General features: G+C 65.0%; 10 protein-coding genes. 2 read left to right on the top strand and 8 right to left on the bottom strand.

The genetic code is table 11. From position 1 onward, the window contains the following. Nucleotides 1-3 precede the first annotated feature (3 nt). Nucleotides 4-837, top strand: coding sequence for a glycosyltransferase family 2 protein (locus F3N42_RS03165; RefSeq protein WP_150862921.1), 834 nt, complete (start codon nt 4-6; stop codon nt 835-837). A gap of 7 nt (nt 838-844) precedes the next feature. Here the strand turns inward: F3N42_RS03165 and F3N42_RS03160 are convergent, their stop codons facing one another. The 7 genes from F3N42_RS03160 to F3N42_RS03130 form a co-directional block, all read right to left on the bottom strand. Then, complete coding sequence (locus tag F3N42_RS03160) at nt 845-2,152, bottom strand: hypothetical protein (RefSeq protein WP_150862920.1); 1,308 nt, start codon at nt 2,150-2,152, stop codon at nt 845-847. Then, a complete protein-coding gene (locus tag F3N42_RS03155; RefSeq protein WP_150862919.1) occupies nt 2,149-3,693 on the bottom strand; it encodes a beta-1,6-N-acetylglucosaminyltransferase in 1,545 nt (514 codons plus the stop codon). The genes F3N42_RS03160 and F3N42_RS03155 overlap by 4 nt, the downstream gene beginning before the upstream one ends. Before the next feature lie 10 nt (nt 3,694-3,703). Beyond that, the gene (locus tag F3N42_RS03150) at nt 3,704-4,759 is read right to left on the bottom strand and encodes a glycosyltransferase family 2 protein (RefSeq protein WP_150862918.1); all 1,056 of its coding nucleotides are present in this window, start codon (nt 4,757-4,759) and stop codon (nt 3,704-3,706) included. Between the two features lie 132 nt (nt 4,760-4,891). Then, nucleotides 4,892-5,770 carry a hypothetical protein gene (locus F3N42_RS03145; RefSeq protein WP_191621205.1) on the bottom strand — a complete coding sequence of 293 codons (879 nt, stop codon included), beginning with the start codon at nt 5,768-5,770 and terminating at the stop codon, nt 4,892-4,894. 148 nt (nt 5,771-5,918) lie between these two features. Continuing rightward, nucleotides 5,919-8,129: a M3 family metallopeptidase gene (locus tag F3N42_RS03140; RefSeq protein ID WP_150862916.1), complete on the bottom strand. Its 2,211-nt coding sequence runs from the start codon at nt 8,127-8,129 to the stop codon at nt 5,919-5,921. 69 nt (nt 8,130-8,198) lie between these two features. Then, entirely contained in the window at nt 8,199-10,367 is a 2,169-nt protein-coding gene (locus F3N42_RS03135; protein ID WP_150862915.1) for a xanthine dehydrogenase family protein molybdopterin-binding subunit, read from the bottom strand. Continuing rightward, nucleotides 10,364-10,834, bottom strand: coding sequence for a (2Fe-2S)-binding protein (locus tag F3N42_RS03130; protein WP_224784661.1), 471 nt, complete (start codon nt 10,832-10,834; stop codon nt 10,364-10,366). The genes F3N42_RS03135 and F3N42_RS03130 overlap by 4 nt, the downstream gene beginning before the upstream one ends. A gap of 171 nt (nt 10,835-11,005) precedes the next feature. On the opposite strand from F3N42_RS03130, the gene F3N42_RS03125 reads away from it, so the two are divergent. After that, nucleotides 11,006-11,455 carry a DUF6524 family protein gene (locus F3N42_RS03125; protein ID WP_150862914.1) on the top strand — a complete coding sequence of 150 codons (450 nt, stop codon included), beginning with the start codon at nt 11,006-11,008 and terminating at the stop codon, nt 11,453-11,455. 182 nt (nt 11,456-11,637) lie between these two features. Here the strand turns inward: F3N42_RS03125 and F3N42_RS03120 are convergent, their stop codons facing one another. Further along, complete coding sequence (locus F3N42_RS03120) at nt 11,638-14,487, bottom strand: tetratricopeptide repeat protein (protein ID WP_150862913.1); 2,850 nt, start codon at nt 14,485-14,487, stop codon at nt 11,638-11,640. Nucleotides 14,488-14,493: the final 6 nt, after the last annotated feature.

Genomic DNA, 14,493 nt, shown 5'->3' with positions numbered 1-14,493 from the left:
CCCTTGAACACTTCGCGGCCCCTGGTCACCGTGGTGATGGCGACGCTGAACCGGGCGTCCCGCGTCCGAACCGCGGTCGACAGTGTGTTGGCCCAGGATTACCCCGCGTTTGAACTGGTCATCGTCAATGACGGCTCGACTGACCCGACCGCCGAGGTGCTTTCCGGGCTGGCCGGTGACCCGCGCGTCCGGGTCGTCACGCATGAGAAGAACCAGGGTCTTCCGGCCTCGCTGAACCGGGGTATCGCAACCGGCCATGGCGACCTGATCGCCCGTATCGATGATGATGATACCTGGGTTAATCCGACCAAGCTGACTCAGCAGGTCGGCCTGTTTTCGCAACAGCCAAGGCTGGGCCTGGTGGGCACGGCTTACGTTGATGAGCAGGGTGAGGGGGCAACCAATCCGCTCAGTGATGGCGCCATTCGCGCACAGATGTTGTTTCGCTGCCCATTCTGTCACTCCTCGGTGATGATGCGACGGACGGCGTTTGAACAGGCCGGTGGTTACGACGAGTCATTGCCCTATGCCGAGGACTGGGACCTGTGGCTGCGTATCGGCCGGGACTGGGACTTGGCCAACCAGCCGGATGTCATGGTGGCAAGGCACCGGGGTGAATCCACGCTGTCCGAGCAGTACTTCGAACGCCAGTTGGGCATGGCATCGGGTTTTGCCGGACGGTACGCCAGCGACTATCCACGTGCCACCCTGGCGCGCCTGTACCATGCGGGCAGTCGCGGCTTTTTCCGTTGCTTTCCGGTCGGGGGCTCAATGCACCGTGGAATGCAGAAACTGTTTTCCCGGGCGTTCAGCCTGCGACGCGGTAACGACGGCTAGCGCGGGTTCAGGCTTGGCCTTGTTTCGCCTGCCGGGCCTGGTGGAAGCGTGCGGCCAGGTCTGAAATCACGGGCTCGACCCATCGCCGGGTCACGTCCACAGGATCATCAAGGTTAGGTATTTCGTCATTGTTTACGGCCTTCAGCGCCTGCCTGAGCAATTGTCGCTGGCGTAGTGGCAGGGCCCTGAGATCCATCAGGGAGCGTAACCGCAGATCGGTCGAGCGCCCCGTGAGCCCCCGCAGGCGGCTTAGCCACTCCTGTCCATGGGCTTTAAGCCGATGCACGAGCGTGACAGGCCGGCCTCTGCCGTGGCGGCGATGCTCGGCCGCCTGGTCCTGGAGCGACAGGACTCTCCACAGCAGTCTCCGGACCACCGGGTTGACGATCGTGTCGTACAGGGCCGGTACGGCCGGAAGCTGGAACCGGGGTGGCGTCTCATCGGTACCGGGTAAGGGGGCCATGAACAGGGGGGCGCCGTCTGCCCGGCCCAGGTACCGGGTCGCCACTTCCTTGTTCGAATCGGCGAACTGTGCGGCATATTCGCGGCGTACCTTCGCCGGCCAGAAGTGTTTCTCGTGGGCCAGGCCATTACGCCGGAAAATGTTGACGACCGTGCGCACCACGACCAGTCTTTCGTCACCGAGCTTGTCGATGAGTTTCAGGTGGCGCAGGAACTCGATGGCCTCGGGTGGTGCCGAGTCATTGCTGCCGGCAACCGGATCGCCCAATTGACCGGCATCGATACCACAAAGGGCGGCGAAATCCTCTTCGAGTGAGCCGGTGAGCTGTTCGCGTTCGAAGACCCGGATGCGCAGGTTGTCATCGCCAAAAGCGTTGCGCCATCCTGCCAGCAACCAGGCATAGTCAATCCAGTAGAACTGTTCGGCCTGACCAATAAACTCGCCGGCGCTGGCCTGGCTCAACGCACGGTCCCAGGGCCATTTCACGTGCTGGTTGTACCAGCTCTCCAGCCAGCTGTCCTGGCGGCGCAGGTAGCACACGACGGTCACTTCGAAATGATCACGCAGGCCGGACAGGATCGATGGGTCACGCAGGACACAGAAGTCCTCGCCACTGAGTATCAGTGTGTGAACCCGGTCATCGGCCGCATCGCGCAGCAGCCTTTCCGTCAGTGTGCCCGGGCTCAGCTTGCCGGTGTGGAGTTGCCAGGCGATATCCGTGTGCATGCGTTGGTCGAAGGCATAACGAACGCCTTGCCCAAGCAGGGCCTTGCGATTGCCGTGCAACCAGCCCTGGATGCTGGTGGTGCCGGTGCGGTGAACTCCGATATGCAGGATCAACCGCTTCTTCATCGCGGCGATTCCGGTGTGTGACAACCAGGCAGGTGGTCGTTGATAAAACGTGACAGGGCCTGCTCCGGTGAAATCTCTCCAACAGCCGACAGGTCCAGGACAATGTGCGGCGTGGCATGGCTGCGAGCCGCCTGGAGGATATCCCGGGTCGAAGTGCCGTCGGTGTCCGGAAAGACCAGCCGCGCGTTCGGGTCTTCGGCATGCATGAGAGCGAGGTCGGTTCGGGTGGGCTTGCCATGCTTGTGCCGTTCGATCGACACCTGGCCGGGCCGCAGCAACCATGCCACGTGACTGTCGGGCGCGTCGTTGATGAGATCCGCCAGGAAGTCGACCGGCGAATGGTCACGCAGGCCGCTGTCGCCGGGCTGGTAACCGGCGCGGCCGGTATCGGTATCGGCCAGGTCAAGCGGCCCGGGTGCCATCAGTTCACCGTGGCAAACCAGCCCGTCAATGTTGTCGAGGTGTTCTCTCGTGGCGCGCAGTGAATTGGCGCACTCGCCGATAACGACCACGTAAGGCCGCCGGTTCCAGGCCAGGTCGCCGTAGTTTCCGGGGTCGGGGCGAAGCATTCGCCTGACACCCGGCAGGCCACTGGCCCGCTGCTCGATATGCGCGTCATATTCTTCCAGCGGAAGCGCGACGGTGCGGTAATGCCCGGCCACATGTTGGAAATCCGGTCCCGGCGCGGCATCCAGGTGATCGCGAAGCTGGTTGGCGCGGGTTGATAGCTTGCGCGCGAAAAAGTAGGGCTGCGACGCCAGCAGTTCGGCGTGGTCGTCATGAAACACCAGCGGCTGGCCGGTGACATCGAAGCGGTACAGCGTCAGGTGGCGGGAATCGATATTCTCCTGCCGGTCCACGACCTTGCGCACCGCGGTCTGGAAAAACAGCTCGTCCGGCACCCAGGTGGTGCGGAAAAATGATTCGATGGCGGTGTCGCGGGCCAGTTCCAGGATGGCTTCGCAGGTTGGCCAGGTCAGTGTCCACCATTGTGAGCCCATATGCGGTTTCAGCCCGGCCGGCATTTCCCGCCGCAGGCCAAGCAGGCGCTGTAGTCGCCACTGCTTGTCAAACAGCCAGGGATGAGTCCGCCAGCTGACCCAGTGCCGGTAGCGCCAGCGCTCTTCCTGCAGGCCATCGGTGACCCAGCGGTTTTCCAGCGCATTCACACTCTCTATGAATTCGCGGCCGTGATGTTCGCGCAGGAAGGCCCTGAGCTCGTCCAGGGGGCGGACAGGGTAGTCGGCGCCGGAAATGAGGTAAACATAATCCGGGCGGGAGCCGGAGTCGGCGATGGCCTGCAGGCCGTTCAGCGTGGCACGCACCATCGACCACTTGCCCCATTCGACGGTCGTGCGCGGGGCCCAGGTGACCTGGGTCTTATTGGCCTGGAGATGGGCGTTGAACCGCTCGATAAAAGCACTGCCGGCGCGTTCGTCCGCGTGGATGAACACGTCCGCGCCCTGGGCGAGCAGGCGGTCCGCCAGGCGCGAGCACTGCGCCGGCTGGTCGTGGGCGAGAACGAGGAAAGCGATCTTCACCGGCGTGTCCCTAGAACCACCGGCCGGTGTTCATGAAGCCCAGCGAGACCAGTTGCTGCCAGTCGGAGTAGCGAACCGATCGCTCGTAGTACAGCTGCAGCGGCCCCTGTCGGAAGCGTGCGTCGTAGCTGCGATACTCGAAGGAGTTGTCCCAGTGCTCTCCACGGGTCATTTCCTCCTCGATCTTGTCACCCAGCAGGGAGAAGTACTTGAAGTGCAGCAGCACGCCGGTCGGCGAATCATGCGTGGCCGCGTGCGGCACGTTGAGGTAGGCCGGGACCAGCTGGTGCATCGACAGGAAGTAGTTGTCATACCAGCGCCACTTGACGAAGGGGGTCTTGTGAATCGACGGCGACGAGTCCGGATTATCGTTGAAGAACACCCGCCGACGAACGCCGCCCTGGACCTTGATCTCGCTCAGCCAGCCCGGTTGCTGTACGTAGCCGACGCCATCAAAGAACGGCGTGATGGCCAGGGGGTCGTCGCCTTCGCGGTAGTGGGCGTCGCTGATCGGGCCGTCGCTGTACATGTCGAGCATGACGCAGCAGAAACTCCGCCGCTGTTCGGCTTCGAGAAAACCGGCCAGGTCCTCCAGGTTTCGATGGTCGCTGTAGGGGAAGACCAGGAATTCATCGGGGTCGCAGGTCACACACCAGTGACCCCGGCCGTACCGGCGCAGCAGGCCGTTAAGCCAGTGCATGCCGAAGTTCGCTTTCGCGTAGCTGGCCTCCGTGTACCACACCGAGACATCCTCCATGTCGGCGACCAGCTCCCGGAACCCATCGGTAGAGCCGTTGTCGACGAACAGGAAATGGCTTACACCCAGCTTGCGGTAATAGTCCAGGAACCAGGGCATGCGCACGCGTTCGTTGCGCAGTGTGGCGAACAGCAGGATGTCGCCGCGGCGAATGTTCGCGGTGTGATCCTGGCGTCGTTCCAGCGAGAAACCGTGGCGCCAGGCCTGCAGCGTGCGCGTCACCATGTAGCCGGGCACCTTGAAGGGTTGCCTGGCCAGGTTGAGCAGCGTCAGCGGTAGCCGGAGAATGCGTTTCAGAACGTCAATCATTCGACGAAACGGCCGTCCTTGGGCCCAATAACCAGGTTTCCGGATTTGATACAGATCATCATGGTTTGACAGGCAGAAGGCGGGCGCGGTCGGCCCCGGTTCGACGGGGTGTCATTATAGTGAAAACACACACTACCAGCTGTCTGAATGTATCGCCGTTGTCGGCGACCTGGCCGCCAGCGCGCCACGTGGCACAAACTCTCGGGCGATGCCCTCGACGGCATCAATGGCGGCCGCCGACAGGCGTTTACGCCAGCTGGCCGGCATAGACTGGCTATGCCGGCGCGTGCTGCCGCTGTCGGGGCTGTTGTGACGCACGGAAGGAAGCGCACGGCGCAAGGCATTATCGTCAACGTCGAAGTCCAAAGACCGGGCCAGGGCCTGGAACTGTGCCTCGGGCTCGGCGCAGAGACTTTCGTAGGGCCACAGGACCCAGTCCGGATGGTCCATGGACTGGGCAAGGAAAACATGGTGCAGCGCGCCCCAGAACGCCCCCTTGCGCAACCACGGGTCTTTTCCGGCCTGGCGCAGCAGCTGCTCGTGTCTGGAAAGGTGTTTGCGAAGTAACCCGGGTTGCGAAAGTAGCCGGTCGACCCTGAAGTCCCATTCCAGTTGCGACAGGCTGGACGCGAAACCACACGGGTGCCTGAAAATAATTCCTACGCGGATGGGGTAGTGCCGTGCCAGCCATTCGGCCATCAGGCAGGCGGTCGGGTCCTTGACCAGCACGCGCGCACGGCCCGTCATGGCGTTGCCCAGGTAGCCACGGTAGGCGGCACGTGCCCATTGTTTGAGGCCCTGCTGGCCGGCGAAGGCCCGGTCGGCCGCGGTCACAATCTCGGAGCGCGGGCTGGCGTTGGCACCCAGGTAACGGAAGTGGCCCGAGCGGCCCTTCAGCGCGGGTGCCCATTGCGGGTTGAATGGCTCGTAGATGTAACGCGCGCCGATGGCCGCGCTCAGGGCCTGTCCCGCCCACGAGGAACCACAGCGGGGGGCGCCGGTGAGGAACACGTGGCCTTCTGCCCGTGGGCGGGCCGCTGCGGACGTGTGGTTTGGGTCTTGTGTCATCGCGACGAGACAGGGTTAAGCGGCAAAAAGCGCCAGCCCGGTACGAAAAAAGCCCGCCGTGAGACGGGCTTTTTCCTTGGGACCTTCGCCCTTAGTCTTCCTCGTTGACCAGGCCACGACGAACCAGCAGCGGCTGGACGTCGGGCGCGCGGCCCCGGAAGTCCTGGAACAGGGCCATGGCGTCTTCCGAGCCGCCGCGGGACAGCAGCGTCGCGCGGAAGTGGTCACCGTTTTCGCGGCTCATGCCACCGTTCTCCTTGAACCACTCCACGGTGTCGGCGTCCAGCACCTCGCTCCAGATGTAGGCGTAGTAGCCGGCGGAATAGCCGCCCATGATGTGGGAGAAGTAGGTGCTGCGGTAGCGCGGCGGCACAGGGGCGTAGTCGACGCCGGCGTCGGCCAGGGCCTGCGCCTCAAAGGCGAGGGCGCCGTCGGCGTCCGGAATTTCGTCCGCGGTGCGCTGGTGCCAGGCCTGGTCAAGCAGGGCGGCGGCCAGGTACTCGGTGGTGGCGTAGCCCTGGTTGAATTTGCTCGACGCCAGTACCTTGTCCAGCAGTTCCTGAGGAATCGCTTCGCCGGTCTGGTAGTGCACCGCATAGTTGGCCAGAACTTCCGGCCAGTCGGCCCACATTTCGTTCACCTGCGAGGGGTACTCGACGAAGTCACGCGGCACCGAGGTGCCGGAGAACGACGGGTACTTCACGTTTGAGAACAGGCCGTGCAGGGCATGGCCGAATTCGTGGAACATGGTGGTGACCTCGGTCCAGGTCATCAACGTCGGCTCGCCTTCCGGCGGCTTCGGGATGTTCTGGTGGTTGGCGACCACCGGCTGCGTGCCCATCAGGCCGGACTGCGACACGTAGGCGTTCATCCAGGCGCCGCCGCGCTTCGATTCACGGGCGTAGAAATCGCCGATGAACAGACCTAGCGTGGAGCCGTCCGCGTCGAACACTTCCCAGACTTTTACGTCCGGGTGGTAGACGGGCAGGTCGGGGCGCGGTTCGAAGGTCAGGCCATAGACCTGGCCGGCGGCGAAGAACACGCCGTTTTCCAGCACGTTGTTCATTTCGAGATACGGCTTCAGCTCGCCGGCATCGAAGTCGAATTTCTGTTGCCGCACCTTCTCGGTGTAGAAGTCCCAGTCGGCGGCGGTGATTTCGAAGTCACCACCTTCGGCCTCGACCACGGCCTGCAGGTCGGCGGCTTCTTTCCTGGCGTTGGCCACGGCTGGCGGCGCCAGGCTGGCCAGCCGTTCGTTGACGGCTTCAACCGTGCGCGCGGTCTGGTCTTCCAGTTGGTAGGCGGCGTGATTGGCGTAGCCCAGCAGCGCGGCGCGCTCGGCGCGCAGGCGGGCGACCTTCGTCAACACCTCGCGATTGTCGAACTCGCCACCTGAGCTGCCACGGCCCAGCGAGGTTTCCATGATGCGCTGGCGCAGTTCACGGTTCTCCAGCGAAGCCAGGGAAGGCTGTTGCGAGGTGTTCAGCAGAGGAATGACCCACTTATCGCCCATTTCACGGGCTTCGGCGGCCTCTTTCGCGGATGCGATCTCGGTGTCGGTCAGGCCGGCCAGTTCTTCCGCGCTTTCAACGACGATGGCCTTGCCGTTAACTTCCTTCAGCACGTTCTGGCTGAACTCGGTGGTCAGGGTGGCGAGCTCCGCGTTCAGGGCTTTCAGCTGTTCCTTCTGCTCGTCATTGAGCTGTGCACCAGCACGGACGAAGTCACGGTAGGTTTCCTCGACCAGTCGCTTCGATTCGGGGTCCAGCTCAAGCGCGTCGACGTTGTCATGCACGGTCTTGATGCGTTCGAACAGCGGGCCGTTCAGCTGGATGGCGTCACCGTGCGCTGACAGTTTCGGCGCCAGCTCGGCGCGGGCCTCGTTGATGGCATCGTTGGTGTGCGCGGAGACCATGGCGAAGAACACGCGGGAAACGCGGTCCAGGGTCTGGCCTGAGCGCTCCATGGCCACGAAGGTGTTGTCGAAAGTCGGCGCTTCCGGGTTGTCAGCGATGGCCTGGATTTCGACCAGCTGCTCTTTCATGCCCTGCTCGAAAGCGGGCAGGTAGTCGGCATCGTCGATCTTGTCGAACTGCGGGTAGCCCAGGTACAGCGGGCTGGCGGCCAGGAATGGGTTGGCGTCGGTTTCGGTCACGGCTTCGGTCGTCGTTGGGGTTTCAGCGGCCGCCGTGGTGGCGGTGTCAGACTCCGGGGTCGCGGCCTGCTCCTGCTCGGGCTTCGAGCAGGCGGCCGCGCTGATGGCGATGGCGACAGCCATGGCCAGCGGGGTACGGATTTTCATGCGGGTGGAACCTCTGTTATGCGATTTCAGCCCGCTAGCATACCGGAAAGTCGGGTCACCCGGCTGCGCTCAGACCGTCATTGGCTTGATCGGCAGGTCACGGTGGCGCACACCGGAGGCAGCGTAGATCGCGCCGGCAAGCGCCGGGGCAAAGGTCGGCACACCGGGCTCACCCAGGCCGGTGGGGCGGGCGTCCGTATTGGTGAAATACACGTTGATCTCCGGTGGCGCCTCGTTGCTGCGCAGGACCGGGTAGTCATGGAAATTCGAATTGACGACCGCGCCCTCGCGGAAGCTGACCTCCGTGTACAGGGCCAAAGACATGCCCATCATGACCGCGCCTTCCATTTGCGCCGTGGCCTGGTCGGGATTCAGCACCAGGCCGCAATCGACCGCGCAGTCCACCCGGTGCACCTTGATGTCGTCACCGTCGACCTCGGCATGGACCACCATGGCCAGGTAGGACTCGAAGCTGTGGTGCACGGCGATGCCCAGGCCCTGGCCGTCGGGCAGTTCGCGGCCCCAGCCGGCCTTCTCGGCCGCCAGGTTCAGCACGCCCAGCGAACGCTGCACCTGCTCGGCCTGCTCCGGGTTGGTGTTGTTGGCGTAGATCTGCCGGTAGAAATCGAGCGGGTCCTTGCCGGCCTTCTCCGCCAGTTCGTGAGTGAACACGTTGATGGCGTAGCCGTAGAAAATGGCATACACGGCCCGGTACCAGCCGATGCGGGTATGCGCCGGTGACAGGCCGGACTCGACCTGCATGTTGGCGATGCCGTACGGGTGGTCGCTGACCGCCGACAGGTCGTCGGCGGACGGGCGGTCGACGCTGGGGTCGAAGGTCGTGCGGATGGCCGGGAACGCGGCCCGGTGCAGCCAGCCGGTGACGTTGCCCTCGGCGTCCATCGATGCCTCGATATGCTGCGCGCTGAGCGAGTGGTAGTAGCCGGTGCGCGTGTCTTCCTCGCGCGACCAGGTCAGGTGAACCGGCGCGCCGACGGCCCGCGACAGCGCCGCGGCTTCCTGCACGTAGTCACACTTGAACTTCCGCCCGAAGGCACCACCGGCCATCATCACGTGCACGGTGATGGACTCCGGTTCGCGTCCCAGGAACGCGCCCAGGGTGCGCTGGATGCCGGCCGGGTCCTGGGTCGACGCCCAGACTTCGACATCGTCTTCGCGTACCCAGACCGTGCTGGCCATGGGTTCCATCGGCGAATGGGACAAATGTCCGCCCGTGTAGGTGGCCTTGTGCCGCGACTGGGCCGCGTCGAACACGCCGGCCAGGTCGCCGCGTTCATGTGTTTTCTCGCAGGGCTGCTCAACGCGGCTGACCAGTTCGGCCTTGTAGGCGGACGAGTCATAGCCGCCATGCGGCCCGGGCTCAAACTCGACCTGCACGGCGTCCAGCGCCTTGCGTGCCTGCCAGGTGGTATCGGCGACCACGGCGATGCCGCCCAGGCTGCCGTAGGCGTTCTCGAAGCGATCGATGGCGATCACGTCGACGACGCCGGGCATGGCCCTGGCGGCCGTGGCGTCGAAAGACTTCACCGCCCCGCCCATGACCGGGACGTGGCGGATGGCGGCGTATTTCATGCCGGGAATGCGGGTGTCGGCACCATAGGTGCGCCGGCCGGTGACCACGTCGGCCATGTCGTGCCGCGGCAGCGGCTTGCCGATGTAGCGGAACTGGTCGGGTTGCTTCAGCCGCGGCGAGTCGGGCACATCCAGTTTCGCCGCGTCGGCTGCCAGTTCGCCGTAGCCCAGCTGGCGGTCATCTTGGCGGTTGCGGACCACGTGGTTGTCCGCGTAGCAGTCGTCGACGGGCAGGTTCCAGCGTTGCGCGGCGGCGGTGACCAGCATGGCCTGGGCCGCGGCGCCGGCTTCGCGCATGGGGGTGAACATGACGTTGATGCTCTTCGAGCCGCCAGTATTCTGTGGGCCGTACTTGGCATCGCCGTCACCCTGCAGCACGGTCACGCGTGACCAGTCGGCCTCAAGCTCGTCGGCGACGGCCGCGGGCAGGGCGGTGGAAATGCCCTGGCCCATTTCGCAGCGGCCGCAGTAGAGCACGGTGTCGCCATTCGGGGCGATGTGGACGAAGGCATTCAGCTCCGTCGGGTCGGGCGCCTGGGCGCTGCCAAGGGCTGATGCGGTAAAGCCGACGCCCAGGGTCAGGCCGCCGGCGGCGACGCCGGAGGTGCGCAGGAAATCGCGGCGGGTGACGTGAAATACGCTCATGCCATGTCCTCCGATTCCGTGCCAGCGACATCCAGGATGGCCGCCTTGATGCGGTTATAGGTGCCGCAACGGCAGATGTTGCCCTGCATGGCCTGGTCGACGGCGTCGCGGTCGGGGCTGGGGTTGGTGGCCAGGAAGCTGGCCGCATTCATGATCTGCCCCGCCTGGCAGTAGCCGCATTGCGGCACGCGATGCCGGATCCAGGCCAGCTGCAGGGGGTGTGAACCATCCTCGGACAGGCCCTCGATGGTCGTGATGTCGCGGCCAAACGCCGTGCTGACGGGCGTCAGGCAGGAGCGAATGGCCTGGCCGTCCAGGTGCACCGTACAGGCGCCGCACAGGCCCATGCCGCAGCCGAACTTGGTGCCGGTCAGGTCGAGTTTCTCCCGCAGGTACCACAGCAGGGGCATGTCGCCATCCCCATCGAAGGTTTGCGGCTGGCCATTGACGTTGATGGTTTCGGGCACGAAATTCTCCGGCTGGCTGAACAGGGATGACGCAAGTGTAACGCAGGTTCTGCCTTCGCCGGATGCTTCCGGCCGCTAACCAGGGGCGGCCTGTCGCCGCCGGTGTCACCGCTGTGCACGCGCGCGAATCGGGCATAATGTCCGGCGTTCAGGTGAATAGGTGTTTGCGGCATGGCGGACGGCTCAAAGTCCTCGAATGAATTCGGGGCGATCGATTTCCTCTGGCGCCTGGTGGCGTCGTTTTTCCTGGTGTTCCTGACCTTCAATCCCAGCGGCTGGTCGTACTTTCACTGGGTCAAACGGGCCGTGGCTAATGAAGACGGCACCGGTGGCATCAGTGCGGTGCATTTCTTTGTCGGCGCCATCCTGCTGGCCGGCTGGACCGTGTTCCTGGTCTCCACCAAGAACAGCCTGGGCCTGCTGGGGTCGGTGATTGGTGCCCTGATTATCGGCACCGGCATCTGGCTGCTGATTGATATCGGTGTGGTCAGCGCCGGGTCCGCAAACGCGGTGGCCTGGCTGGTGTTGTCCGCGATGGCCATACTGCTGGCCATTGGTTTGTCCTGGTCGCACGTCTGGCGGCGTCTCAGCGGCCAACTGGAAGTCGATGATAATGATTAAAATAAATTAAAAGTGATATTGTTGGCGCATCAATCGCGTATTAACCGTGTAAGGGAGGGAACCGGCGCCTGACGGCACCCGGACCAGGGGGCTTCAAGGACACGGTGCCACGGATTCGGCACCACGCATTAACGAAACCGGGGTCGCAATGCGGCCCCGGTTTTTTGTTGGCCCGGGTGTATTCAGTGCCTGGCGTCGAAGGAAAGCGGTGCGCTGTTCGCGCGGATGGCCTCAAGCGCGTTGCGGCTGCTCTCGACATCCCGGTGACTGGGTGGGTACAGGCGGCCACGGGTGGCGAGCGCCTGCTCGAACAGCGCCTCGGCGCCCTGTGGGTCCCCCAGGTGCCATTTCGCCAGTCCCAGGTAATGCTGGGCCAGGGCCGTACTGCGATGGCCACTGCCCCGACTGCCCGACCATACGTCCAGCGCGGTTGTCAGTTCCACCACCGCCTCGTCAAACCGGCCCAGGCTGCCCAGGGCAAGGCCAAGGTTCAGGTGGCTGAATGCGGTCAGCGCGTGATCCTCACCCAGCCTGGCCTGGCGGGCCTCGAGGAGTTTACGGTGTATGCGTTCTGCGACCGCGGCCTCTCCCTCGTACCAGTTCAACCAACCGATGGCGTCCATGGCGGCCTGGGTCCGGGCGTGTTGCTCGCCGAATTCGGCCGCGGCCACCTGGCGGGCGCGCTCCAGGCTGGCGGCGGCCGCGGTGAGGTGACCGGCGAGCGCCTGGTTCACGCCCAGCGCAATCATTGCGGGTGTGGCGTCGGCCGTTTCGCCGCCGTGCAGCGCGATGCGGTCATCCAGGGCGGTCTGTGCCAGCGCCATGCCGTCAGTGGGGCGCCCCCAGCGCCCCAGCGCCCGGGCCAGTGACTCGCTGGCCAGGATGGGGCGGGGATGAAAGTGGCCGTGGATGGCGTGCCACGCGGCGATGGCGTCGCGGTAGTGGCTCTCGGCGGCGTCGAGTTGGCCCAGCGCTTCTTCCGACTGCGCCAGGTTGTTCAGCGTGGTGGCGGTCTTGACGTGACCATCGCCGTGGATGATCCGGTACAGCCGGGCGGCTTCGGCCAGGTAGGGCTGTGCTTCGTCGTCGCGTCCGCGGGTGTGCAGCATGTTGCCCAGGTGAAACAGGGCGTCGGCCAGCGCGAGTTCGTCGGCCCCGCCCAGCTCGACCTCGCGGATGTCCAGGGCGCGTTCGAGGGCGGCGATAGCATCATCGGTGCGATCCTGGATCCAGTACAGCGAGGCCATACGTTCCAGTGCGACGGCCAGGGCGGCGGGGTGGGGCGGTTCCGCGGCCTCGGCAATGGCCAGCGCTTCCAGCAACAGCGGCTCCGCCTGCTCGTACTGCATCTCGATGCGATGGATGTCGCCCAGCAGGCCCAGGCTGTCGGCGATGGCGGTGTGCGTGGCCGGCAGGTGCTCGCGGCGCAGCGTCAGCGCCCCCATGGCCATGGTCCGGGCCGGTTCGAGCGCATAGACGCGGGTGTAAATTTCGCCCAGCAGTTGCATGAGCCGCGCCCGCTCCAGTGGCGGCAGGGAAGGGTGACCAGCGACCTGTTCGGCACCCAGGTCCAGCAGTTCCCTCGTGGTCATCCGCTGTGGCTGGCCGCTGCGCGTGCCGGTCAGTTCGAACAGGTCGACGACGAAGTCGGACAGCTGTCGCGACTCTGCCAGGGCTTCGCGGGCCTGCAGTGCCTCGCGTTGCGCGCGCTGGGCTTCCTGGGCGGCGCGCCGGGCCTCTTCGGACCAGGCGACCAGGCCGACGCCCATGGCTACCAGCAGCATCGCGGCGGCGATCACGGCCCCGGCCCGGCGACGGAAAAACAGCGCGGCGACATGGGTAAAGTCATTGGCCCGCGCGGTGACCGGCTCATGCGACAGGTAGTGGACCAGGTCCTGGTAAAAGGCGCTGATCGAGCCATAGCGCTGTTCGCGGTCGCGCGCCATGGCCTTCATGACGATCGCGCCCAGGTCGCCGGACAGCGTCCTGACCAGTTGGTCGGGCCGGGCCGAGCGGTTCCCTGCGACATGCCGCGCTTCTTCCGGGTGCAGGCCAGCCACCTGGGCCGCCGGCGTGGGCGGCGTGTCTTCGCGGATCCGTCGCCACACCTCGGTCGGTGCGTCGCCGGCGCGATCGAACGGCCGGCGGTCGCAGAGCAGTTCGTATAGCGTGACGCCCAGCGTGTATATATCCGAACGGGTATCGAGGTGGACGGGCTGGCCATCGGTCGGAAGCGATTCGGGTGGTGCGTAGCCGGGTGTGCCGGCGCGCTGGCCGCGGTGCCGGCTCTCGGCGTCGGTGTCATCGAGCCCCTCAGCGATGCCAAAGTCGATGATCTTGACCATCGGCAAGTCATCGACCGCTGTAACCAGGATGTTCGACGGCTTCAGGTCGCGATGCAGCAGCTGGTTCTGGTGGGCATGCTGGATGGCCAGCAAGGCGTCCATGAACAGGCGCAGCCGCGCATCCACGCCCAGCCGGTGCTCGTCACTGAACTGGCTGATCGATACACCCCGCACCCATTCCATCGCGAACCAGGGGTGCCCGGTCTCGGTGGTGCCGGCCTCGAAAATCTGCGCGATATTCGGGTGATTCAGTCGCGCCAGGGCCTGGCGCTCGGTATCGAATCGCAGCCGGTCGATATCCCGGCTCAGGCCATGGCGCATGACCTTGAGGGCCACGTCGCGCTCGACCGGGGCGGACTGGTGGGCGAGATAAACACGCCCCATGCCACCCTCGCCCAGCAACTGGATGCGCGTGAACGGCCCGATGGTTTCCGGGTCCTCCGGCGTGTCCGGTTCTTGCGCCGCGCGCGCCAGTGCGTCCAGGTCGACATCGACACCCGTGAGTAAGGGCTGGTCCAGGCGATGGCCGGGTGCGTCTTCGGCGGCCGCGAGTTTCAGCACATGGCGGGCCAGTTCGGGATCAGCCTCGCGCGCCGCAAGCACCCGGGCCTGTTCCTCGGGCTCGAGGTCAATAATGACTTCAAGCAGTTCGGCGATGCGGCGGTCGCGTTCGGCGCGGTCATTCATGGCAGC

The organism is Marinihelvus fidelis, assembly GCF_008725655.1.
In the GTDB taxonomy this organism is placed as follows: domain Bacteria; phylum Pseudomonadota; class Gammaproteobacteria; order Xanthomonadales; family SZUA-36; genus Marinihelvus; species Marinihelvus fidelis.
The sequence above is the reverse complement of the archived record's forward strand: the minus strand, read 5'-3'. Positions and strand labels throughout refer to the sequence as shown.

Excerpts from the sequence above, each read along its gene's own strand:
- F3N42_RS03160 (WP_150862920.1), bottom strand. The coding sequence starts at position 2,152 with ATGAAGAAGCGGTTGATCCTGCATATCGGAGTTCACCGCACCGGCACC.
- F3N42_RS03150 (WP_150862918.1), bottom strand. The coding sequence starts at position 4,759 with ATGATTGACGTTCTGAAACGCATTCTCCGGCTACCGCTGACGCTGCTC.
- F3N42_RS03140 (WP_150862916.1), bottom strand. The coding sequence starts at position 8,129 with ATGAAAATCCGTACCCCGCTGGCCATGGCTGTCGCCATCGCCATCAGC.
- F3N42_RS03135 (WP_150862915.1), bottom strand. The coding sequence starts at position 10,367 with ATGAGCGTATTTCACGTCACCCGCCGCGATTTCCTGCGCACCTCCGGC.
- F3N42_RS03125 (WP_150862914.1), top strand. The coding sequence starts at position 11,006 with ATGGCGGACGGCTCAAAGTCCTCGAATGAATTCGGGGCGATCGATTTC.
- F3N42_RS03120 (WP_150862913.1), bottom strand. The coding sequence starts at position 14,487 with ATGAATGACCGCGCCGAACGCGACCGCCGCATCGCCGAACTGCTTGAA.